We start from the raw sequence: 23,026 nt of genomic DNA on the forward strand, positions 1-23,026 counted from the left end.
TTCCACGCCCTATTTCCCGGCGTATTCCCAGATAATCTGCCCGGTTTTTTCCATGCCGTAACCGCCCAGGCCTTCCACTGTCTGGCGGAAGGCCTCGCTGCGGATAACATCCAGCAGGGCCTGAACCGCATCCCCATCAAAAAAGCGCCGGGGAATGACCAGATCGTATTCCTCAACGCCAATGGGTATGAATGGCAGGCCCAGCGCGTTGGCTGCCGCCCGCACGGCAAGGCCGGCATCCACCCGGCCGGAAAGCACCGCCGCAGCTACGTTCATGTGGGTGTATTCCTCGTCGCGGTAGCCGCTGATACTTGTGGGCGCGATGCCAAGGCAACTCAGGCGGTAATCGAGCAGCACGCGGGTTCCGCTGCCGCGCTGGCGGTTGATGAAGCGCACCCCCGGCTTGGCGAGGTCTTCAATGCTGCTGATGCCAAGGGGGTTGCCGGGCGCGGTCAGAATGCCCTGTTCCCTGTCCACCAGACGCAGCAGCACGGTGGGTTCTTCCAGATTATCTTCAATGGCCTTGCGGTTATATACGCCGCTTGCCGGGTCGAGCAGATGGCTGCCCGCCAGATGGCACTGCCCGCGCTTGAGCGCCATGATGCCGCCCAGCGAACCCACATGGGCCGAGGTGAGGCGGAACTGCGGATGCGCCTTGCGCAGCATGCTGTCCAGCAGGTCAAGTGTGTTGTCGTGACTGCCAATGGCAAGCAGCGCGCCTGCCAGGGCCGTGGCGGGGCGCAGCAGCTCGACAGTAACAGGTTCCCCCGCATTGCAGCCTTCGCTGTCGCGTGGAATGCGGATGATGCCATCGGCCCGGCTGAGGCTGGTTATGGTGCCTGCGCCGCGCGGCAGGGGCACGGCCACAACCGTATCGCCCACGCAGCCCAGTTTGACCCGCAACCGTTCTTCCATGCCGGGGCGCGAGGGCAGGGGATTGCAGGGTACTGCCGTGATCTTTTGCCGCTCGCTCATGGCGCGTTTCTGCCACAGGGCCAGCAGGGGCAGAACAAATTCTTCCATGGATATGCCCGCAGAAACCGGATACCCGGGTACACCCACCACAGGTTTGCCGTTGACCACCGCCAGCACCGTGGGTTTGCCCGGCATGACTGAAATGCCATGCGTCACCACAGTGCCCATCTGCCCGAGCACATGGGCTGTAAAGTCGTGGCTGCCAGCCGAAGACCCGGCATTGAGAATGACCATGTCGGCAGTTGCAATGGCGTTGGCAATGGCGGCCCGTATGGCCTCTGGGTCGTCAGGAACCACAGGCAGGGTGGCGGCTTCGCCCCCGGCCTCCGTAATCATGGCCGAAAAAATCAGTGAATTGAATTCGGGCAGCACACGACCTGCGCGCAGATCTTCATCTCGTGCATCCACCAGCGGAACAATTTCAGACCCGCTGGGGATGATGGAAACGCGGGGGCGGCGGAATACCGGTACTTCAAGCGCACCGCCGGCCGCCAGCGCGCCAAGGTCGTAGGGACCAATGCACGTGCCGGGCGGCAGGATGATCTCTGTAGCCACCATGTCTTCACCCATTTTGCGCACGTGCTGCCAGGGAAAGGCGGCTTTTTCTATAACGGCCCACTGCGATTCGCCCTGATGATCCTTTTCGGTTTCGGTATTGATGTTCTCCATCATCACCACGGCATTGCAGCCCAGAGGCAAGGGGTGACCGGTGTTGATCCAGTGGGCCTGCTCGCCGAGTTTGAGCCGCAAGGGGGTGCGGGCAGAGGCGGTGAAGGTATCCTCCGCATGTACGGCAATGCCGTCCATTGCCGCACCGTGAAAGGCCGGGGATGAACGCAGGGCCGCCACGGGCCTGCTGAGCACGCGGCGCAGGGCCTGCGCCAGAGGGATGCGTTCTTCGCCAAGGGCGAAAGTTTTGGCGTCAAGGCATGAAAACCAGCTGGCGCGGGCTTCTTCCGGGGGCAGCAGGGTCAGATAGGTGTTGCGCTTCAAGATGATTCTCCCAGCAATAAGTGCCAGACGCGTACTGGTCTAGCGAAAAAGTTCCACCATTACGGTATCGCCCGCATCGTAGCCTTCGCGGTTTTCAGGGCAGACCATGAGGCCGTCTGCCGCAGCAATGCCAGAGATAAGGCCCGATGCGCCCATGATGGGTTCCGCCTCGTACAGCGGTTGCAGGGCTTTGTCTGACTGCGCCCGCGTGGGGAGCTGGCTGGGCAGGGGGCGCAGTTTCACGCGCAGATAGTCGCGCCTGCCCTGTGCGGAAGCTACAGAACGTGCAAGCACAGCGGGAACCTGCGGCTGTTTTGCGGAATCGGCATGGCCTTGAAGATGCTCTAGCAAGGGAGCAAGAAATACGCGGGCGCAGACAAGCGCGCTGGTGACGTGACCGGGCAGGCCCACAAGGCAGACTGTGCGCCCGTTGACTACGGCCCTGGCCAGAATAAAGGGTTTGCCGGGGCTGATGGCGACCCCGTGCACTAGCAGCTGGGCCTGGGGAAGAGACTCAAAAATTTCCACGGTGTGGTCGCGCATGCCCGCTGAGGAGCCGCCGGAAACCACCACCACGTCATGTGTTTCTGCGAGCTGGGTCACGGCTGCTTTGAGCTTGGCGGCGTCATCGTTGACAATCCCGGCTCTCATTGGCTGCGCGCCAGCCTCGCGGCAGAGGGCTGCAATGCTGTGGGCGTTGATATCGCGGATTTTGCCCGGCGGTGGGGTCGCGGAACTGGGAACAACCTCGTCGCCCGTAGAGAGTACGGCAACCAGCGGTTTGCGGCGTACCTCCACCTCCACCACTCCAAATGCCGCCAGCAGGCCGATGTCCTGAGGGCGCAGGCGGTGCCCGGCTTGCAGCAGCAAAGACTCTGCGGTTGCGTCATCATCGCGAAAAATAACATTGTCGCCCGGGGCCTGACTGCGGGTAATCTCAATGAGGTTGCCTCCCGCCGGGCGGGAGTATTCAACCATCACCACGCAATCCGCGCCCTGCGGCAGCATGCCCCCGGTGAGAATGCGCGCGGCCTGTCCCTCTTCAAGCTTGATGCCTGGCACCTCGCCCATGCGGCAGTCGGCCACGCATTCCACCAGAGCAGGGTTGCCCTCCTGCGCGCCAAAAACATCGCGGGCGCGGCAGGCAAAACCGTCAACGGTGGAGCGGTCAAATCCCGGCAGGTCTTCTGTTGCCGAAAAGCATTGGGCAAGGCTGCGAACAAGGGCGTCGTCCAACTGGACGCGCTCTTCACCCAATAGGGGAAAGGCCCGAATATGCTCAAGCACCGATTCAACTGATTGCAAGGTCAAAAAAGGCTTCACCCGGCCCTCCGGTTCATGTGCGCGACGGTATGAAATCTATGGTAATATTGGCGCAAACGGGGGTAAAGGGCAATACGATTTGCACAAGGGACGGCAAAAGCCCAAAAGCTGGCTGTGAATGGTCATCAATCATTCCGTGATTGATTGGTGTCTCTTGCCCTTGCTGATGCACGCCCTTGGTACATTTCGCAATAAGTTCTCGCCTGAGGCAGCCTGTTGTTTCCGAGGCATTGATTCCCACCCCAAAAAACAGAAGTCAGCAACGTTGGGGGAGATTTAAAGAAGCCTGTTCAGCCGTAAAACGCAAAGTCCGCCGAAGTTGTGCAACTTCGGCGGACTTTGTCTGAACAGTTCAATATCGTTCATAACAGACTTAATATATTAACAAATAGGCACAATTATGATTTGTGCTCGTGTCTATAAAGATCATGGACACAGGCGCAACAGAGCTGTCTGCGCAATTCGTGTAGGGTTGCGTATATAAGTGCGAGATCGGCAACGCTCGCTAAAGTGAAAATTTGTTTGACGTTATGCTGCTTAAGCAGTATATGCCCAAGCAGTAACTGTGAATTGGGGTAATTATGTCTTACCATCGTTATACGTTCGATAACTACTCTCCCAAGCGCAACCCCTTACGCTCGATCATTGACATCGCCAGCGCGATTAAAGTAGTGGGCGGCCGCCGGGTGGCCGACCTGGGCATTACTTTTGCGCAATGGATTGTTTTAATTCGCATTGGCAGCAAGGTGGGAAGCACTGCTGCCGAGCTATGCCGCGCAATCGAATATGACAGTGGTTCAATGACGCGCATGCTTGACCGGTTGGAGAAAGCCGGTCTGATTTACCGGGAACGCAGTTCTGAAGACCGTAGAGTAGTCAACCTGCATCTGACCAAGGAGGGGCAGGATCTCTATCCCCGGCTGACGCCCGTGGCTATAAGCAATCATAATCAGAGTCTTAAGGGCTTTACCTCCGACGAAGTTGAAACGTTGATGGGCTTCCTTGATCGTATTGTCGCCAATTTAAAAATCGCTGAGTAGCTATATTTTTTTGCCATATTAGCTGCTTAAGCAGTTACTGCCACAGCAATTAACATGTAAGGATAGCCCATGCGCGTCACCTTTCTGCAAGTCACACCGCTTCTTGTCGTTTTGTTATCTGGTTGTGCCAATTGGAGCGGCATCAAGCCGCAAGCCAAGGCCATAGATCCGTCCACTCTGGCCATCGAGCAGAGCATTCGCGATGCTGGCAAGGGGCAGCCGTGGCCTGCTGAGGACTGGTGGGTTGGTTTTCATGATCAACAACTGAACAAACTGGTGGGCGAGGCCTTGCAGGGCAGCCCGGCCTTGCGTTTGGCACAGGCCCGACTGCGCAAGGCCGAAGCCATTGCCGGCATCAGCCGTTCGCTGCTTTTTCCGCAGATGGGTGCCAAAACTTCGGTCTCAGACGAACGCTTCACCAACAACGGGCTTTATCCGGCTCCTTTGGCTGGAGAAATCAAAACCAGAAACAATGCCGAACTGGTCGGTTCCTATACCCTTGACCTGTGGGGCGGTAACGAGGCCGCCTATCGACAGGCGCTGGGCAATGCCAAAGCCGCAGAGGTGGACACCCAGGCCGCCCGGCTGGAGCTGACCAGCGCCATTGCCAAGACCTATGTGGCCCTGGCTGGCGAGTATGATCAGCTGGACATTGACCACGATCTGTTGCGCCAGAAGACTGAAATCCAGCAGCTGGCAGCCAGACTGAATTCAGCCGGAATCGGCAATGACATCGAAAACCGTCAGGCAAAGGCCGCCATCGCCTCAACCAAGGCTGAAATTTCCGCCAGTCAAGAGCGCATTGCCCTGATGAAGCAGACTCTGGCAGTGTTAACCGGCGCTTCGCCTGACCGGGGCGAAAGCATCGCTCGCCCGTCCCTGCGTTTGTCGGCTCCTGTCGGTTTGCCCAGTGAAATGCCTGCCGAGCTTATCGGACGACGGCCTGACGTCGTGGCCCTACGGTGGCGGATCGAGGCGGCGGGGTACAGTATCGACGCCGCCAAGGCGCAATTTTATCCCAATATCAACCTGACCGCCTTCTTGGGTTTTGAGTCCATAGGCCTCGACAAATTTTTCAGGGGTTCCAGCCGCATTTATGGTGCTGGGCCAGCGATCACTTTGCCGATCTTTGATGCCGGTCGTCTGCGCAGTAATCTGGGGCAGGTCACTGCCGAGCAGGACATTCAGGTGGAGCAGTATAATGCCACTGTGCTGGCCGCCCTACAGGATGTGGTGGGGCAGCTGACTTCGTGGAAGGGCAACCAGACGGCCCTGGCTGAACAACGAGTGGCCGTCCAGCATCTCAGCGAGGCTTATCGTCTGGCGATGTTGCGCTATCGCGAAGGTCTCAGCAATTATCTCACCGTGCTTTCGGCCGAGGGCGAACTGATCGACCAGAAGCGCAGGGAAGCGATTTCGCACAATCGTCAGTACACCATCGTCGTTGCCTTGACTCATGCTCTTGGCGGCGGCGTGGTGCCGCAGCAGACCGTCACCAATCCATAAGGAATTTCGCAATGAGTACTCCTACTCCCGTCTCTCCCCAATCGTTGATTCCATCGTCCAGACGCAAATTTCTGCTGAGCGCGGCCGCTGCCAGCTTTGTCGTCTTGGCTTTTGTTTACGGTGCCTATTGGTTCGTTTCGGCTCGCTATGATGTCTCCACCGACGATGCGTATGTGTCGGGCAACGTGATTCAGGTCACGCCGCAGATCACTGGCACAGTGGTTGCCGTGCGTGCCGATGATACCGACTATGTTCAGGCCGGGCAGCCACTTGTCAGCATTGACGATGTTGATACCCGTCTGGCGTTGGATCAGGCCAAGGCTACTTTCTCGCAGACCCTGCGTGAGGTGCGCGCCCTTTATAGCAACGAGGGTGCTTTGGTTGCATCCGTCTCATTACAGGAAACCAATTTGTCCCGTCTGCAAGAGGATTTGGCCCGCCGCCAGAAACTGGCCGGTACCGGTGCTGTTTCGGCGGAAGAACTGAAGCATGCCCGCGATGCCGTACAAACTGCCAATGATCAGTTGAATAACGTTCGCAAGCAATTGGAGGGCAATCGAGTGCTGGTGGACAACACCACACTGGCTGACCACCCGCGCGTCAAGATGGCTGCCGCCCGCCTGCGGGAGGCCTATCTGGCCTGGCGCAGAACGCAGGTTCCCGCCCCGGTTTCGGGGCAGGTGGCTCGGCGTTCTGTGCAGGTGGGGCAGCGCACTGCCCCTGGCACGCCCCTGATGGCGGTGGTGCCGCTGGAGCAACTGTGGGTGGACGCAAATTTTAAAGAAGGCCAGCTGAGCGCCATGCGCATTGGCCAGCCAGCCACCCTGATCGCCGATCTTTACGGCTCCTCGGTGACGTATCACGGCAAGGTGGTGGGATTGTCAGCTGGTACTGGCTCGGCTTTTTCGCTGCTGCCCGCGCAGAACGCCACCGGCAACTGGATCAAGGTAGTTCAGCGTCTGCCTGTTCGTATTGCGCTTGATCCTGCCGAACTGAAGGCACATCCCCTGCGCATCGGCCTGTCGATGGTGGTTGAGGTTACGGTCAAGGACGAAAGCGGCCCGCAGCTGTCAACCGGCAAGCAGGCCGATACTGTGGCCGAAACAGCTGTTTTTGGGGATATGGACCGGGATGTTGACCACCTGATCTCCGAGTTGTCTGTTCAAAACAGCGGGCTGGCTCAGTAGCGTGATGTGGATGGAGGCGATATTATGATCTCCCACCCCCCGTTATCGGGTAATCGACTCGTTCTGGCGACTTTGGCCCTGTCACTGGCCACATTTATGAATGTTTTGGACACTACTATCGCCAATGTTGCCCTGACCACCATCGCTGGCGACCTTGGGGTGAGCGCAAGTCAGGGAACCTGGGTAATTACCTCGTTTGGTGTCGCCAATGCCATTTCAGTGCCGTTAACCGGTTGGTTATTTATGAGGTTCGGGCAGTTACGGCTATTTCTGGCCTCTGTCCTTCTGTTTGTACTGACGTCATTCCTGTGCGGTATTGCGTCTAATCTTGGCATGCTTCTGGCGTTTCGCGCTCTGCAAGGGTTGGTTGCAGGGCCGATGATCCCACTGTCGCAGGCGCTGCTGCTGCAATGCTACCCCAAGTCCAAGGCTGGCATGGCCATCGCCCTTTGGGCCATGACCACGGTCATCGCTCCGGTGATGGGGCCGATGCTGGGGGGCTGGTTGACCGATAATGTTTCCTGGCCGTGGATTTTTTATATCAATGTTCCTGTGGGCTTCGTTTCAGCCTGGTTGACCTGGGTTACGCTGAAAGGGCGAGAAAGCGAAATACGCAGGCTGCCCATTGATAAAATCGGGTTAGCCCTGCTTATTATCTGGGTAGGCGCTGTGCAGATACTGCTGGACAAAGGCAAGGACGAGGATTGGTTCAGTTCCAACTTTATTGTGGGATTGGCTGTGATAGCCTTTGTGGGCTTCGCTTTCTTTCTGATTTGGGAACTGACCGAAAAACACCCCATTGTTGATCTGTCTCTATTTAAAAGCCGCAATTTTACCACGGGCACTCTTGCCATTACCGTCGGCTACGCCGTGTTCTTTGGCAATCTGGTCTTGATTCCCATGTGGCTACAGAGAACAATGGGCTACACCGCAACGTGGGCGGGATTGGTAACAGCACCTGTGGGCATTCTTGCGTTGATTCTGTCGCCTCTTGTCGGCAAAACTATCCATAAGGTCGACCCCAGATTGTACGCTTCTGTCGCCTTTATGGTTTTCGCCGCTTGTGGCTTCTGGCGTTCGACCTTCAGTCCAGACGTTTCACCTTGGAGCATAGCAGGCACGCATGTGCTTCAAGGCCTGGCTATGGCGACCTTCTTTATCCCTCTCACCACGGTGATATTGTCGGGGCTTGAGCCAAATCGCATCCCGGCAGCTTCTGGCCTCTATAACTTCACCCGTATTATGGCTGGCTCATTCGCGGCTTCGCTCTATGGTACTTTGTGGGAAGATGGCGCCATCCGCCATCACGCCTATCTGGCCGAGAGCATTACCCCATATTCGCAACAAACCTCACAGTTTGTCGAACACGCTGCCTCACTACATTTGGCACCGCAGCAGGTCTACGGCATGCTGGACAGAGTGCTGGAGCAGCAGAGCTTCATCATGTCGGCAACTGACCTGTTTTGGTTGTCGGGCGCAATGTTCATCGGCTTATTAGGACTGGTTTGGTTGTCAAGACCGGTCCGGCAGGGGGCCACGGCTCCCACCGATGCGGGCGGCGCTCATTGATATTCCTGCCAAAAAATGAGGGATTATTATGGAATTTAAGACGATCCTGGCCGCCATTGACGGTGGTGAAGAAACCCATAAGTGTTGGATCTGGCCGTATTGCTACTCCACGGAGCAGCCGATGCAATAATTCACCTACTTGCGTGGTGGGTATCTTGCCAACCACCACTTCTGGTATGGCTGCGACCACAGATTTGACCATAGATGCGATCAAGTCTCTGGCAGAGCAAACTGGCCAGGATGTGGTCAAATGGCTGCAAGATAAAAACGTCAGAGCTGACTTCACATCGCAACGAGCTATTCGGTAGAAACTATCGTATCCGAAGCGAAGAGATTGAACTGTGACGCAATAGTCTTGGGCCATCGCCATTGTACTTTCTGGATGAGGCTTCTGGAGCAATCCACTTGCGAAGTTTTGCTTGACGCGGCAACTTGTCCATTAATGATTACAACGTAACCGTGTCTTGATTATTACTGTGGAGGAAGGTCCGTCTGGGCAATGTCGTTCGAGTAGTCCAGCCCGGCGGCGGCATAATGAATTAAGTTGAAGCTCCCCGTGGAGGAGCATGGGGGCAATGCATCTAGGGTGACTTGCTGTTACACCCAAAGTTACCCAAATAAATTTGAGGCTGCCAACGAACCTGGACGGACGTAAAAGAATCGTGTTTTGCCGCAAAACGCAAAGACCGCCGAAGTTGTGCAACTTCGGCGGTCTTTGTCTGAACAGTTCTTGGTGGGCCCACCAGGACTTGAACCTGGGACGGGCCGGTTATGAGCCGGAGGCTCTACCAACTGAGCTATAGGCCCCAAGGAGGGGAAATATAGCTGCAAGGCTGGCTTCGGTCAAGTGCGCGTATTGGGTGGTTTTGGCGTGCAGCCTCGGCACGCCGCCAAACCTGCCCTCTGCTACATGGCGTTGCCCGCTTCCAGCAAGGAAATCTGCTCGTCCATGGCCTTTTTCAGCGGGGCGGGCAGGCCCATGATGTCCACGTTCAAAAAGCCCCGCACAATGGTGGCGGCGGCTTCGTCTTCGTCCAGACCGCGCGCCATGAGGTATTCAATTTCCTCCTGCGCGATCTTGCCCACCGCTGCCTCGTGCGAAAGCTCCACGCCGTCCTGGTTGCTGTCCAGCTCGGGGATGGCGTGCATGCGCCCACCGCCAAGAATCAGCCCCTTGCATTCAAGGTGCCCCTTGGCGGGTGCGGCGGAAGCGCCGATAAAGCCGCGGTTGATGACCGTGCCGCCCGTGGTGACAACGCGCGAGATGATCTCGCCGCGCGTATCGGGGGCCGCAAGGTCAATGCGGTTGCCGCAGTCCACATGGGAGCCGGTGGGGGCCACCACAACGGAATTGAAGCGGGCCACGGCTCCGGATCCAGCCAGGGTCATGGTGGGGTACATTTGCAGGTCGCCCACGGGCTTGAGCAGAATATAGTTGTTCTGGAACTCGCCCCCGGCTTCCACAATCCCGGCGGAACGGGGGCGCACAGTTGTGCTGCTGCCCCAGTTGTGGATCATGGTAAAGGTCAGCTTGCCGCCTTTTTCCACATAATATTCGGTCACGCCCAGATGGGCGGCATCGTTGGCATCGTGCGCAGTGGCGCAGCCGCCAAGAATGTGCAGCTCCGCGCCTTCTTCAACAATCACGATATTGTGGATGCTCTGGCCCGCGCCGTGCCCCTTGATGAACATGCAGGACTGCACTGGCTGGGCAATTTTAACGCCCTTGCGCGCCCGCACAAAGTAGCCGCCGTTGCAGTGCTCCTGCGCCATGCGCGTGAACTCGTCCTTTTCAGGATTCAGCAGCTTCCAGAAATACTGGGGCAGGCCGTCGAACTTTTTCAGCGCTGTGCGGATATCCATGAGGTCGAGGCCTTCATGGCGCGTCTCGCAGTGCACGCCAGCGTGGTTGAGCTGCATGAACGCACCGCTTGCGGTGCTGTCGTTCACATCGATGCCAGCCAGCACCAGACGTTCCTGATCCTCGCGGGGCAGGGCTGCGAGGTTTTCAATGGGCGCGGCGTTTTCGCCGCCGCTGAACTGAAAGCGGGAAAGATTGACAGAACTCATTTAAGGGGCGCCTCCGCAATTTTGCCAAGCATGTCGCCGGTGAGGCAGCGCAGACATTCCTGATAGCCGTGGGTAGCGATGTGATCCAGAATTTCGCGGGGCCGCGCCTCGCAGCACAGCTTGCCCTGATACATGACCTGCCCCCGGTGGGCATTGACGTATTCAAGAATATGACCGGTGTGGGTGATGATAAGACCGCTGGTGGAGCGCACCTTCTCGCGCTGCCGCAGCGTGGCGCAACATCGGTCGGGCGTGCCGTCAAGCAGGTAGCGCACTGTTTTACCCACAAGCGCCATATTCTCAAGGTCAACGCCGGATTCCGGCTCGTCAAAGAGCAGCAGGTCGGGCTTCTGGGCCATGAGTTGCAGCAGTTCGGAGCGCTTGATTTCGCCGCCGGAAAAGCCCGCGTTCACATCACGCTTGAGAAAGTGGTCAAAATGCACCTTGCGGGCCATGTCCTCAATATCCATCTTGCGCCCGCGCCCGCACAGTTCCACCAGCTTGCCCGTGGGCAGGCCGTGGATGGTGGGGGGCCGCTGAAACGACATGCCGATGCCGAGGCGCGCACGTTCGTACATGGGCGCGTGGGTGATGTCTGTGCCCTTGTAGATGATCTGGCCCTGCGTGACCTCATACCCCGCAAAGCCCATGAGGGTCATGAGCAGGGTGGTTTTGCCGGAGCCGTTGGGGCCAAAAAGAATGAATGTTTCGCCAGGGCTAATGTGCAGATCAATGCCCTTAAGCACGGGCGTGCCCTTGACCGAAACATGCAGGTCACGGATTTCAAGCATCTTCTTCTCCGGTTTCGCCCAGATACTCCAGCACATCGTAATGCACGTGATCCAGAATATGGGTCAGCCTGGAAACGCATTCCTCGCCCACGGCGCTGCCAATCAGGCTGACAATAAAGTTCGCGCGTTTGGAATTGACCAGCGCTTCATAACCAGGATCAGCGGAGTACGGAATGGCCCGGATGGAATCGCTGAATTCCTGAAGTTTTTCTTCATCGAGATATTTGATGGGCTGGGGCTCGTTGTCGAGATAGGCTATGCCGTCCCGCAGCTCCAGCATGATCGGTTTGCCACGCAGATAAGCGATGCACACTTCCATGGTAATCCCCTTGGTTTTGTGATGCCGCATAGTGGCAAACTTGCCATCCCCTGTCCAGAGATGCGGCGCATTCAGATGCCTGTCTTTATTGGAGCGTGACGAAGAGCGGCGGCGCTGTGCGAGATATGGCGCGCCTTTGCCGGATATGTGGCATATGTCAGATATGGTAAAAAATGCGCAACGCAGATCACGCAACATTGCGCTGCAGCAGGGATTTGTTCCCCGCTGCAGCGCAGCAGATTGCCCGCCGGGCAAGAATTATTAGTGCCGGGGCGTCATGCAAAGCCCTCAGGCTAGGCCAAAGCGCAGAGCGGCATAGCCCACCACCTTGCGGGTATCGCCCGAGGCCGTGGCCGATGTGTCGTACAGGCACAGTTCCGCCCAAGGTTCGCCCAGAGCGCGGGCGGCAAACAGGGCCAGGGCCATGGGGGCCGCCCCGCACATGGTGATTTTTTCACGCTGCACCATGCTGAGCAGACCTTCCGGGTCGCAGGCCAAGGCCTGCGAAAGGGCGAAGGCATCCTTGCGCATGGTGGTTTCCTGATCTTCGTAATGGTTCATGTCGGAGCTGACGATAATGCCGATCCGCTCTCCCTTGTTCTCGTACTGGCGGATGACCTCTGCCAGCGCAAGCCCAGCATCCTGCAAGATTTTGTGCTGCATGGTGCCCACGCATACAGGGGTAATGCGGCGGGTCGCGCCGGGCGTCCCCTGCGGTGGTACGCATTGCAGAAAAGGCAGCAGGACTTCTATGGAATGCTCGCCAAGGTGCGAATGCAGGTCCGGCGCAAAACCGTCCTTGCCGCACAGGCTGGCGGCCAGTTCCGCATCCACGTCAACGCTGCCTAGCGGGGTGCGCCACGTGCCGTCCGGCCACACGCCAAGGGGTGCGCCTCTGCCCGTGTGGTTGGGGCAGAGCATCATGAGCCGTTCCGGTAGGCTGGCTCCGGCTGTGGTTTTGTTCCAGGGGCTCATGAGAGCGGCCCCAAGCACCGTGCCGCAGTAAACGTAGCCAGCATGGGGAAGCATAAGGCCACGCAGGCTTGCAGAGGCCTTGCGCTTGGCGTCAATGGGCGCATTGGCCGACAGGGCCTTACCATCTGTGAGGTATGACCTGATTTCCTTTTGCAGCTCAACGGGCGAAGCAGGATAGAAACGCCCGGCTGCGACTGGTTCACGTTCGGGCATAAGAACACTCCTTTCGGGCGCGTCAGTTCAGCCCGCCCAGCAGGGCGTAGTGGGTTTCCATGTATTCCTGGAGGCCTTCGCGGCTGCCTTCCCGGCCAATACCGCTGAATTTCACGCCGCCAAAGGGCGTTTCGGCGGCAGCAAGGCCCGCATCGTTGAAGCCGGCCATGCCGTACTGCAATTTGTTGAACAGCCGCCAGGTGCGCGGCATATCGCGTGTGCAGATGTATGAGGCCAGGCCGAACTCCGTATCGTTGGCAAGGGAAATGGCTTCTTCCTCATCGTCAAAAGTCATGACGGCAGCCACCGGGCCGAAGATCTCTTCGCGGAAAATACGCATCTGCGGGGTCAGGCCCAACAACAGGGTAGGTTCGTAAAAATTGCCGCCAAGGCTGTGCGGCTTGCCGCCGAACAGTAGTTGCGCGCCTTTTTCCACGGCATCTTTTACTAGAGCGTCCGTATGGGTCACGGCATCGGCATTGATAAGCGGGCCCATGTCGGTTTCCGGCTTGAGGCCGTCGCCCACGCGCAGGGCGCTGATGTGGTCGAGCAGATTGGTGGCGAAGGTCTCCGCCACCCCGCTCTGCACCAGAAAGCGGTTGGCGCAGATGCAGGTTTGCCCGGCATTGCGGAACTTGCAGGCCATGGCCATGGTCACGGCCTTGTCCATGTCCGCATCGTCAAACACAATAAAGGGCGCGTTGCCGCCAAGTTCCATGGAAATGCGCTTGAGCGTAGGCCCGCACTGGGTTGCCAGTTGCAGCCCCACCGCCGTTGAGCCGGTAAAGCTGAGCTTGCGTACCAGCTGGTTGGAGGTGATCTCGTTGCCGATGCGCCGGGCGCTGCCCGTAACAACGTTGAAAACCCCGGCGGGGATGCCCACCCGCACGGCCAGTTCCGCCATTGCCAGCGCGCTGTAGGGCGTGGCGCTGGCGGGTTTGACCACCATGGTGCAGCCCGCCGCCAGCGCAGGGGCCACCTTGCGCGGGATCATGGACATGGGGAAGTTCCACGGCGTGATTGCCGCAGCCACGCCCACAGGAGCATGACGGGTGAGGGCCTGCACCCCGTGGCGGTATACGGGCGTGACCTCGCCGCTGAAGCGGCGGGCTTCCTCCGCAAACCAGGGAAAGTAGGATGCGCCCTGAAGGATCTCTGCTCTGGCCTCGGCCAGAGGTTTGCCTTCCTCAAGGGTGAGCAGGCGGGCGAGATCTTCAATGTTTTCGTCAATGGCGCGTTCCCACGCGTGGAGCAGAACGCCGCGTTCCATAGGCGTCCGTGCGCTCCACACAGCAAAGGCCGCCTGTGCGGCCTCAATGGCCTCGCGGGTTTCGGCCTCGCCACAGTTTGGCACGGTGCCCAACTGCTTGCCGTTGGCGGGATTAATGACTTCAATAACGCTTTTGTCGGCTGCATCGCGCCAGTGCCCATTGATGAGGCACTGGCTGCGGAACAGCTCCTGATCGTGCAGAATACGGTACATAAAACCCCCTGTAATGATCCCCGCAGGGCATCAGAACAGCTGCATGCCGTCTATCCAGTGGTGCTTGACCTTGCCGCGCAGGGTCTGCCCCAGAAATGGCGTGTTGCAGCTTTTGGAGTAGAGGTTTTCCGGCCCGGGAACCCATGTTTCGTCCGGGTCAAGCAGGAAGAAATCTGCTGGATCGCCGGGGGTAAAGCCGTTGCAGGGCAGGTTGAAAATTTCTGCCGGGCGGCGGCTCCACAGCCGGTGCACATCGGCCTCTGTCAGCACGCCTTCGGCCACCAGCCCCCAGGTGAGGCTGATAGCCAGATCAAGCCCGGTAAAGCCGCACATGGCATCATCCAGTGTGCCTTCTTTTTCGTGGGCGGCGTGTGGGGCGTGGTCTGTGGCGAGTATGTCGATGGTGCCGTTTTTCACGGCGCGGCGCAAGGCCTCGCGGTCTGCGGTGGTGCGCAGGGGCGGGCTGACCTTGGCCTGGGTATTGTAGCCCTCAAGGGCGGTTTCATCCAGCAGCAGATAATGGGGGCAGGTTTCGGCAGTCACCTTGACGCCACGCGCCTTGCCCCAGGCAATGCAGTCAACGGTCAACGCTGCGGAAACATGGGCAATATGCACGGGCACGCCAAGATATTCCGCCAGCATGATGTCTCGCATGGCCTGATTGGCCTCGCCAGCGGCGGGCTGTCCTTTGACGCCCAGCAGGCCGCTGGTCACGCCTTCGTGCATGCGCCAGCCCTTAGCCAGATGCGGGTCTTCGCAGTGATCAATGAGCACCAGATCGAGGTCCGCGCCGTATTCCATGATGCGCCGCACAAGCTCCGCGTTTTCCAGCGGGCGGCCATCGTTGGAAACAGCCACGCAGCCCGCTTCCTTGAGTTCCGCGAGGGGGGCCATTTCCTCGCCCTTGAGGCCCACGGTGGCGGCGGCAATGGGGTGGAGGCGCGGGCCATTGGGGTGGCTTTTGCGGGCGCTGTCGAGCATGGCGCGCGTAATGCTGGCCGTGTCGTTGACGGGCTTGGTGTTGGCCATGCACATCACCGCGCCAAAGCCGCCCCGCGCGGCGGCCTCGAGGCCGGAGGCGATGTCTTCCTTGTATTCAAAGCCCGGTTCGCGCAGGTGCACGTGGGCGTCGATGCAACTGGGCATGAGCACAAGGCCTTTGGCGTCAAAAACTTCGCGGCTGTCGTAGGTATGGTGGCCTGCCGGGGTCATGGTGACAATTTTGCCGTGCCGCACCAGCAGGTCTACCGGGGCTTCAAGGTGGCGTGCGTTTTTTATCAAGAGGCTCATGCGCGTACTCCATCGTTGCGCGTGGCCAGCAGATAGAGCACGGCCATGCGCGTGGCGACGCCTGCGGCCACCTGATTCAGCACCAGGCTCGCGGGGGCGTCTGCTATGTCATTGGAAATTTCAAGCCCACGGTTCATGGGGCCGGGATGCAAAACCTTGGCCTCGGGCGCGGCAAGGGCCAGCTGGCTGGAGCCAAGGCAGAAACGGCGGGAATATTCCGCAAGGTCGGGCAAGAGGCCCGCCTGCTGGCGCTCAAGCTGCAGGCGCAGGCACATGACTGCGTCCACATCGCGCACTGCTTTGTCCAGCTCCGTATAGATTTCCACGGGCCAGTGATCCACACCGGCAGGCAGCAGGGTGCGCGGGGCGCACAAGCGCACCTTGACGCCCAGCATGGTGAGCAGGTGCATGTTTGAACGGGCCACGCGGCTGTGGGCAATATCGCCCAGAATCAGCAGGGTGCGCCCGGCAAAGCGGTTTTGCCACGCCTGCCGCAGGCTGTAGCAGTCGAGCAGGGCTTGGGTGGGGTGGGCATGCCAGCCATCGCCGCCGTTGACGATGCCGCAGGGCAGCAGCTCCGCAAGAAAGCGCGCCGCGCCGCTGCTGGGGTGGCGGATGACAATGACATCCGGCCCCATGGCCTGAAGGGTGAGGCCCGTATCCTTCAGGCTTTCGCCCTTGTTCAGGCTCGAGCCTGATTTTGCCAGGGAATAGGTGTCGGCAGAAAGGCGTTTGCCCGCCACGTCAAAGGACGTCTTGGTGCGGGTGCTGTTTTCCACGAAAAACAGCACAACGGTCTTGCCCTTGAGGGTTGGCACCTTCTTGATCGGACGGCTGTTGATTTCCTGAAAGCTGGCGGCCAGGTCCAGCAGGTGCAGGGTGTCTTCCGCGCTCAGTTGGGTGACGTCCAGCAGGTCTTTGTGGGGCCAGTGGTAGCGATTGTCGGTATTCATGACGTTGCGTGGTAAAAAGGTCAAAAAAAATCCCCGTTGCTATACAACGGGGGAATACGAAAAACGCCTGCAAATGCGAAAAAAATCAGGGAGGCCGGGGGCGCTGTGCTTGCCCTGCCATAGGAAATTGCGCAAACGGGCGTTGGTCTTCATAAGTAGCAAATGTAGGCGCGCTTGGGCGCTTTGTAAAGCAAAAAGTCGGTTGACGCTTGCAGGGGCATTGTCTAGTTGTAGGGCGTACCGCGCACCGATGCAGACGTTTTGCGGCGCGGCTGTAAGTATCTTCAGCGAGGAGAACCACATGCTTGTGTCTCTTGTGGCCTACGTCTTGTGCGGGGCTGTGGCCGGTGTTCTGGCCGGGCTTTTGGGTGTCGGCGGCGGTATTGTTCTGGTGCCCCTGATGGTTGCCATTTTCCCCACTGTGGGAGTTCCCGCCCAGTATGTGCAGCAGATGGCGCTCGGCACATCGCTTGCCAGCATCATGATCACTTCCATCTCCAGCGCGCGGGCGCATAATGCCCGTGGCGCCGTGCACTGGGATATTTTCAAGGCCATTACCCCCGGCATTCTTGTGGGCACGTTCTTCGGCGGTCTTATTGCCACCCATATGCCCACCATGTTCCTGAAGATATTTTTTATCTGCTTTATCCTCTTTGTGTCGGCGCAGATGCTCTCCAACTACCGGCCCCCGGCCAGCCGCGATCTGCCCGGCAAGATGGGAACCGCTGGTGTGGGCGGCGTCATCGGCCTTGTGTCGAGCTTTGTGGGTATCGGCGGCGGTACGCTTTCCGTGCCGTTCATGACCTTTTGCAACGTGCCGCTGCACCATGCCGTGGGCACCTCGGCGGCCATTGGTTTTCCCATTGCCGTGGCGGGTACGCTGGGCTTTATTGTGGGCGGCTGGGGCAGGCCCGATCTGCCCGCCATGTCACTTGGCTTTGTGAACCTGTGGGCGCTGCTGGGCATTGCCACAGCCAGCTTTATGACCGCCCCGCTTGGCGCAAAGCTTTCGCATGCCTTGCCTGCCAGCAAGCTCAAGAAAGGTTTTGCCTGTTTTTTGATCCTTGTGGCCTTGAAGATGATCTGGGGCCTGGTGTAACGTAGACCCATGAAGCTTCAGTCGTACAACAAGGCTCTGGCCGAATCGGTGGTCTGGAACCTGCTCTGGCTTACGCTGGGGTCGGTTCTTATGGCCATATGCATTCAGAGCGTGGCCGCGCCTCATGGCTTCCTTTCCGGGGGAGTCATGGGCGTGGGCCTGCTGGTCAATTACTGGACAGGCACGCTCACGCCGCTGGTCTGGTATGCTCTGCTGTGCGTTCCTGTGTACGCATTGGGCTGGTTTGGCGTGGGCAAACGTTTTTTGCTCTATACGGCCTACGGTACCTTTTGCACCACGTTGTTCAGTTTTTTCATCACCTTTGAAATCCCCATTACCAACGAAGTGTATGCCACCGTGGTGGGCGGGGTGCTGCACGGCGCAGCCTGCGGCATCATGCTGCGCACGCTGGGCAGCAGCGGCGGTACGGATGTGGTTGCCGTGCTGCTCAAGGAACGCTGGAGCGTGCCCATCGGGCAATTCAATTTTTTGTTCAATTCCCTGCTGTTTCTTACGGCGGCCTCGCACATGGCGCTGGACCTCATTGTGGCTTCCATGCTGATGATGTTCATTTCGGCCAGTACGCTGGAGTATGTGCTGGGTCTGTTCAATCGCCGCAAGCTTGTGATGATTATTTCTGACCACGGTGAAGAAATCAGCGAGGCCATTCTGGTGACGGAACGCTTTGGTGCTACGCTTATGCGGGGCAAGGGGGCCTATTCCGGCTCGGATCGGGAAATCCTGCTCACAGTCACCAACAATGTTGCGCTCAAGCGGCTCGAGAATCTGGTGTTCAGCATTGATCCGCGCGCCCTGTTCATTGTGGAAAATACGTTTTATGTGTCCGGTGGGCAGTTTGCCCGCAGAAGCCGTTGACGGCGGAGGCCCCATGAACACGGAAGCCACGGAATCTCCTGAATCTGACGAGCCGTCGGAGGCCTTGCTGGCCATCAGGGCCAAAAGCATTCTGACCCTTGGCGGCGAAGGCCCTGCACGGGCCGCCCGCCTCTTTGCCCCGTTGAAAAAGATCGACAACGGCGTGCTGCTGGTGCGCGGCGGGTTGGTGGAGGATGTTCTGACGTGGTCGCAGGCAAAACTGCCCGCGGGCACGCTGGTGCGGGATGTGGGCGCGGTCTGCCTTGCCCCTGCCTGCGTCAACGCGCACACGCATCTGGAACTTTCGCATCTGGCGGAGAAAACCCGCTGGGGACGCGGTTTCACCGCCTGGCTGCAAAGCCTCATCCCCCTACTTGGCTCTGCCCCGCAGGCGGATGCCGTGGAAAGCGCCTGCGCCGCACTGGCCCTGTACGGCACGCTGTACGTGGGAAACATCACTGGCTCCCTGCCCGGCGGCACGGTTCTGGCCGACACGGCCTGCAATGAGGCGGGGCTGACAGCAAGCCATTTTTGCGAATGGTTTGGCTTTGGCGCGCCCTTTGCCGATGGTGAACGCCCCTGGCCGCCGCGTTGCCGTCAGGCTCTGGCTGATGATCCCTTTCTCATGGCCCGTTGCGCTCCCGGCGGGCATGCCCTGTATTCCACCGGGCCGGAAATCCTCAGCGCCGCGCGGCAGGATTGCTCCCGCATGGGGCGAGTTTTTTCCTTCCACCTTGCGGAATCGCCCGAAGAAACCCAGCTGCTCACATCGGGCAGCGGGCCTTTGCGCGATCTGTACGCCGGGGTTGTGCTGCCGCCAGACTGGACTGCGCCGGGTCTGCGCCCGCTGGCCTATGCGGTGAAGCTGGGCCTGCTCGGCCCCGGTACCCTCGCCGTGCACGGCGTGCAGCTTGACGCGCAGGAAGTGGAGGTGCTGGCAGCCAGCGGCGCGGCCCTGTGCCTGTGCCCGCGCTCGAACCGCAATCTTGGCGTAGGGGTGCCGCCCGTGCGCGAACTCATGGAAAGCGGTGCGCTGCTGTGCCTTGGCACGGATGGGCTGACCTCCAACCGCGATCTGGACGTGCGCAAGGAGGCGGTGTGGCTGCGCGAAACAATGGACGTGCCACCGGAAGCTCTGGTGCGCATGCTGACGGTAAACGGCGCTGCCGCCCTGAATCTGCTGGGCTGTGGGGCCGGGCGGCTGGAAAAGGGCGGGCCTGCGGATTTTTGTGTGTTGCCAGAAAACCTGACCTACTAGCCATCTACGAGCCAACAGCGTTCTTCGAAGATCACGAACAGTTTTCAGGCCTCTGAAGGCAGCTGCAAATGCCTTGAAATTGTTCTCGATTTCCCGTGTTTGTGTTTGGCGCATAAAGTCCTTGTCAGGGTAATTTGTTGCTGGCAGTATTCGCCCAGCAGACTGACGCCGTTACGGCATGTATCGCCAGCCTGCCGGGTGCGCCGCCAGGGGGTTTTGCGGCTTATCCGGGTTTGGGGATGCCGACCGCGTTATTACTGCAAGCGGCTTGCCGCTTTTTCTTAACCTGCGCCAAGAAGGACAACATGACCGAGGAAGTTTTGGATTGGAAGGAAGCCATTGCCAGGGTGCTCAACAAGCGCGACATGTACGTCAAGCTGCTTGCCAAGTTTATTGAAACGGAACGCGACACCCCGTCAAAGGTGGCTCAGGCCCTGAAGAGCGGCAACAAGGAAGAAGCCCGCAACCTTGTGCACAGCACCAAGGGAGCAGCCGCCAATCTGGGGGCCAAGGCGCTGGCCGCCGCTGCGCTTGAGCTTGAAATGGCCGTCAAGGCCGGGGCGGATACCGACCGCGCCATGAGCCATTTTTCTGCCGCGCACATGGACACGCTTGTGACCATGCACGCCTTTATGACGCAGTAGGCTGACTTTGCTGAAAAAGTTGAGCCCCTCCGCTGGGATATCCGGCAGAGGGGCTTTTTTTATGGGCGGCAGGCAATCGCGGGCCTGTTTCTGGCCGGTGATTCCTGCAATATTTTGAAGTAATAAAAGCGGGGCTGGCTGGATGCCCTTATGCAAAAAGCCCCATTCCCGCAAAATATTTAAATGCCAGTCTGCCCACAGGCCTATGGGCAGAAACACTCGTGCGTTTCGTCCATGAACTGCTCAAGCTTAGCCACAGCCTTGCGAAGTTCACTCTCAACCTGTTGATGTTTTTCCGGCGTGTCGCGAAAGGCGGGCAGGGAGACGCTCATGGCGCAGTCCACGCGCCCGGCAAAGGTAACAGGCACGGCATAGCAATGCAGCTGCGGGTTGATTTCGCCAATATCTCTGGCAATGGCCCCCTGACGTACCTTTTGCAGCTCTTCCAGAAAAGCGTCCATGTCAAAAGGCTCGGTGCAGAGCTCCCCGGCAAAAAGGGCGACCACTTCCTCCCTTTTGCACTGGCTGAGCAGCGCCTTGCCCAGGGCCGTTTTGCGGGCGGGCATGCGCGACCCCACGCGGGAAATGATCTGGATAGGCTCGCGCGAATCCACCTTGGCTATGTAGAGCACTTCGGTATGGGAGAGAATGCCCAGCTGGCAGATTTCGGCGCAGGCGTCCACCACCTGCCGCATGCAGGCCTGCGCCTGCGCCATGAGGGGATCCTGCGTGCGGAAACCCTCTGAAAACAGGTACAGGCCCCGGCCCAGTTCATACCGGCCAGAGAGTTTGTCTCTGCGAACGAAATCATGCTGTTGCAGGGTCTCAAGAATGGGCGAAATTGTGCCCTTGCTGCTGCCGATGCACTGGGCAAGCTGGGTTAGCGTGAGGCCGTGTTCTGTATCAGCCAGAGCTTCAAGGAGTGAAATGACCCGCTGGGTCGGCATGTGGACGGTTGGTTTTTGTTGGTCTTGCATGCCCATTGTTTTGCACGGAAAAATAATTTTTTCAAGAAATGCTCGGAGGGATGCTTGACGCAGATTGTTTGTCCGTATAGTTTGTATTTACGTATTAAGTTCGCATATACAAACAATAAGGCTGCAATCCTGAAAAGAGGGTGACCAAATGGGAACAACGGGTGCTCTGATTATTCTTGGCGTGACAATCGTCGGCATCGTGATGCTGTGCGTGCGTTACAGGGTTCATGCATTTTTGGCGCTTATGGCTGCCTGCGCCTTTTTGGGGATTGCCAGCGGCATGCCCCTGGGGGCCATTGGCTCCTCCATTGAAAAGGGCATGGGCAATACCCTGGGCTTTCTGGCTCCCATCCTCGCGCTGGGCGCGTTCATGGGCAAGATGCTTGAAGTTTCGGGCGGCGCGCAGCGGCTCGCCAAATCGCTTATTGGCGTTTTTGGTCAGACCAAGGCCTACTGGGCCATGCTCATCATCGGCTACATCTGCGGCATCCCCGTGTTTGCCCAGGTGGGTATGGTGCTCCTGATGCCCCTGGCCTTCTCTATTTCCAAGGAATCCAAGCTTTCCATTCTGCTGGTGGCTCTTTCTCTCTACACCGGCCTGCTGGTTGTGCACTGCGTTGTGCCGCCGCATCCCGCAGCCATGGCAATTGCCAAGGAACTGAACGCCGACGTGGGCAAGGTGATCCTTTACGGCCTCATCCTGGTGGTGCCCGGCGCTGTCATCGGCGGCCCCATTTTTGCCAAGTACATCAGCAAGCGCATCAATGTGCCGCTGCCTGAAGGGGCCGTTACCACGGTTATCAGCAAGGATGGCCGCGATCTGCCCAACTTTGGCGGAACCCTGCTGCTGACCCTGCTGCCGCTGATCCTCATGATCGGCAAGACCGTGGTGGAATTTTCCTCCAGCAAGGATGCGGCCTACATGCCCCTGGTGGAATTTTTGGGCCATCCTGTGATCGCCCTGTTCATTTCTGCCGTAGCTTCCCTGATCTTCCTCGGCGTGAAGCGGGGCTTCAGCTCCATTGAACTGAGCGGCTTCTGCGACAAATCCCTCCTGCCCATGGTTTCCATTCTGCTGGTTATTGGCGCTGCGGGCAGCTTCAACAAGGTCATCATGGATTCCGGCATGGGCAACGTGCTCAAGGACGTGCTGGTCACGCTCAACATGCACCCGGTCATCATGGCCTGGCTGATTGCTTCCATCATGCGCTTTGCCCTTGGCAGCGCCACCGTCGCCATGATGACGGCTGCGGGCTTTATCAGCCCTGTGCTGGCCGTGCATCCTGTTGACCCTGCGCTCATGTGCATTTCCATCGGCGCTGGGGCCATCGGCTGGTCGCACGTTACGGACTCCGGCTTCTGGTTCTTCCGCGAATTTTTGAACATGTCGGTCAAAGACATGTATATGTCCTTCACGTTATCTGGCTGCATTGTGTCGATCATCACGGCGATATTCTGCTACCTGGCATCGTTCGTTATCTAACT

General features: G+C 58.8%; 20 protein-coding genes and 1 tRNA gene. 10 read left to right on the plus strand and 11 right to left on the minus strand.

The features are described 5' to 3' along the window. Positions 1-9: 9 nt before the first annotated feature. Positions 10-1,968, minus strand: a complete 1,959-nt coding sequence (locus QZ383_RS11685) for a molybdopterin biosynthesis protein (RefSeq protein ID WP_291445632.1) — start codon at positions 1,966-1,968, stop codon at positions 10-12. 39 nt (positions 1,969-2,007) lie between these two features. Then, entirely contained in the window at positions 2,008-3,291 is a 1,284-nt protein-coding gene (glp, locus tag QZ383_RS11690; RefSeq protein ID WP_291445634.1) for a gephyrin-like molybdotransferase Glp, read from the minus strand. A 581-nt stretch (positions 3,292-3,872) separates the two neighbouring features. Here glp and QZ383_RS11695 point away from each other — a divergent pair. The 5 genes from QZ383_RS11695 (at position 3,873) to QZ383_RS14510 (ending at position 9,050) form a co-directional block, all read left to right on the plus strand. Then, positions 3,873-4,331: a MarR family transcriptional regulator gene (locus tag QZ383_RS11695; protein ID WP_192112432.1), complete on the plus strand. Its 459-nt coding sequence runs from the start codon at positions 3,873-3,875 to the stop codon at positions 4,329-4,331. A 69-nt stretch (positions 4,332-4,400) separates the two neighbouring features. Beyond that, entirely contained in the window at positions 4,401-5,837 is a 1,437-nt protein-coding gene (locus QZ383_RS11700) for an efflux transporter outer membrane subunit (RefSeq protein ID WP_291445636.1), read from the plus strand. A gap of 11 nt (positions 5,838-5,848) precedes the next feature. Beyond that, positions 5,849-7,024, plus strand: coding sequence for an HlyD family efflux transporter periplasmic adaptor subunit (locus QZ383_RS11705; protein WP_291445638.1), 1,176 nt, complete (start codon positions 5,849-5,851; stop codon positions 7,022-7,024). A gap of 24 nt (positions 7,025-7,048) precedes the next feature. Beyond that, on the plus strand, positions 7,049-8,593 hold the full coding sequence (locus QZ383_RS11710) for a DHA2 family efflux MFS transporter permease subunit (protein ID WP_291445640.1): 1,545 nt from the start codon (positions 7,049-7,051) through the stop codon (positions 8,591-8,593). Between the two features lie 313 nt (positions 8,594-8,906). Then, on the plus strand, positions 8,907-9,050 hold the full coding sequence (locus tag QZ383_RS14510; protein WP_365861919.1) for a universal stress protein: 144 nt from the start codon (positions 8,907-8,909) through the stop codon (positions 9,048-9,050). 274 nt (positions 9,051-9,324) lie between these two features. Here QZ383_RS14510 and QZ383_RS11715 read toward each other — a convergent pair. The 8 genes from QZ383_RS11715 to QZ383_RS11750 all read right to left on the minus strand — a co-directional run bounded on the left by QZ383_RS11715 (position 9,325) and on the right by QZ383_RS11750 (position 16,687). Next, positions 9,325-9,400 (minus strand) — tRNA-Ile (locus tag QZ383_RS11715). Positions 9,401-9,499: 99 nt separating this feature from the next. After that, on the minus strand, positions 9,500-10,663 hold the full coding sequence (locus QZ383_RS11720; protein WP_233483769.1) for a SufD family Fe-S cluster assembly protein: 1,164 nt from the start codon (positions 10,661-10,663) through the stop codon (positions 9,500-9,502). Beyond that, positions 10,660-11,454, minus strand: coding sequence for an ABC transporter ATP-binding protein (locus QZ383_RS11725; RefSeq protein ID WP_209818789.1), 795 nt, complete (start codon positions 11,452-11,454; stop codon positions 10,660-10,662). The genes QZ383_RS11720 and QZ383_RS11725 overlap by 4 nt, the downstream gene beginning before the upstream one ends. Next, positions 11,447-11,773, minus strand: coding sequence for a hypothetical protein (locus QZ383_RS11730; RefSeq protein ID WP_291445644.1), 327 nt, complete (start codon positions 11,771-11,773; stop codon positions 11,447-11,449). Before QZ383_RS11730 ends, QZ383_RS11725 begins: the two co-directional genes overlap by 8 nt. 288 nt (positions 11,774-12,061) lie before the next feature. Beyond that, positions 12,062-12,961, minus strand: coding sequence for an AmmeMemoRadiSam system protein B (gene amrB, locus QZ383_RS11735; RefSeq protein ID WP_291445646.1), 900 nt, complete (start codon positions 12,959-12,961; stop codon positions 12,062-12,064). A 22-nt stretch (positions 12,962-12,983) separates the two neighbouring features. After that, positions 12,984-14,444 carry an NAD-dependent succinate-semialdehyde dehydrogenase gene (locus QZ383_RS11740; RefSeq protein WP_291445648.1) on the minus strand — a complete coding sequence of 487 codons (1,461 nt, stop codon included), beginning with the start codon at positions 14,442-14,444 and terminating at the stop codon, positions 12,984-12,986. Between the two features lie 30 nt (positions 14,445-14,474). Beyond that, the gene (locus tag QZ383_RS11745) at positions 14,475-15,734 is read right to left on the minus strand and encodes a dihydroorotase (RefSeq protein ID WP_291445650.1); all 1,260 of its coding nucleotides are present in this window, start codon (positions 15,732-15,734) and stop codon (positions 14,475-14,477) included. Further along, the gene (locus QZ383_RS11750; RefSeq protein WP_291445651.1) at positions 15,731-16,687 is read right to left on the minus strand and encodes an aspartate carbamoyltransferase catalytic subunit; all 957 of its coding nucleotides are present in this window, start codon (positions 16,685-16,687) and stop codon (positions 15,731-15,733) included. The genes QZ383_RS11745 and QZ383_RS11750 overlap by 4 nt, the downstream gene beginning before the upstream one ends. A 301-nt stretch (positions 16,688-16,988) precedes the next feature. Between QZ383_RS11750 and QZ383_RS11755 the strand changes: the two genes are divergently transcribed. The 4 genes from QZ383_RS11755 (at position 16,989) to QZ383_RS11770 (ending at position 20,564) form a co-directional block, all read left to right on the plus strand. Beyond that, positions 16,989-17,786 carry a sulfite exporter TauE/SafE family protein gene (locus QZ383_RS11755; protein WP_291445653.1) on the plus strand — a complete coding sequence of 266 codons (798 nt, stop codon included), beginning with the start codon at positions 16,989-16,991 and terminating at the stop codon, positions 17,784-17,786. 9 nt (positions 17,787-17,795) lie between these two features. Further along, positions 17,796-18,662, plus strand: coding sequence for a YitT family protein (locus QZ383_RS11760; RefSeq protein ID WP_291445655.1), 867 nt, complete (start codon positions 17,796-17,798; stop codon positions 18,660-18,662). Positions 18,663-18,675: 13 nt separating this feature from the next. Then, positions 18,676-19,920: an amidohydrolase family protein gene (locus QZ383_RS11765; RefSeq protein ID WP_291445657.1), complete on the plus strand. Its 1,245-nt coding sequence runs from the start codon at positions 18,676-18,678 to the stop codon at positions 19,918-19,920. 305 nt (positions 19,921-20,225) lie between these two features. Then, positions 20,226-20,564 (plus strand): Hpt domain-containing protein, encoded by a 339-nt coding sequence (locus tag QZ383_RS11770; protein ID WP_240823910.1) that lies wholly within the window; start codon positions 20,226-20,228, stop codon positions 20,562-20,564. Between the two features lie 203 nt (positions 20,565-20,767). Here QZ383_RS11770 and QZ383_RS11775 read toward each other — a convergent pair whose 3' ends face one another. Next, the gene (locus QZ383_RS11775) at positions 20,768-21,541 is read right to left on the minus strand and encodes an IclR family transcriptional regulator (RefSeq protein WP_192112446.1); all 774 of its coding nucleotides are present in this window, start codon (positions 21,539-21,541) and stop codon (positions 20,768-20,770) included. Between the two features lie 148 nt (positions 21,542-21,689). Here QZ383_RS11775 and QZ383_RS11780 point away from each other — a divergent pair, with 148 nt between their 5' ends. After that, on the plus strand, positions 21,690-23,024 hold the full coding sequence (locus tag QZ383_RS11780; protein WP_291445665.1) for a gluconate:H+ symporter: 1,335 nt from the start codon (positions 21,690-21,692) through the stop codon (positions 23,022-23,024). Positions 23,025-23,026: the final 2 nt, after the last annotated feature.

It is taken from the genome of Desulfovibrio sp. (assembly GCF_019422935.1).
Classification (GTDB): domain Bacteria; phylum Desulfobacterota; class Desulfovibrionia; order Desulfovibrionales; family Desulfovibrionaceae; genus Desulfovibrio.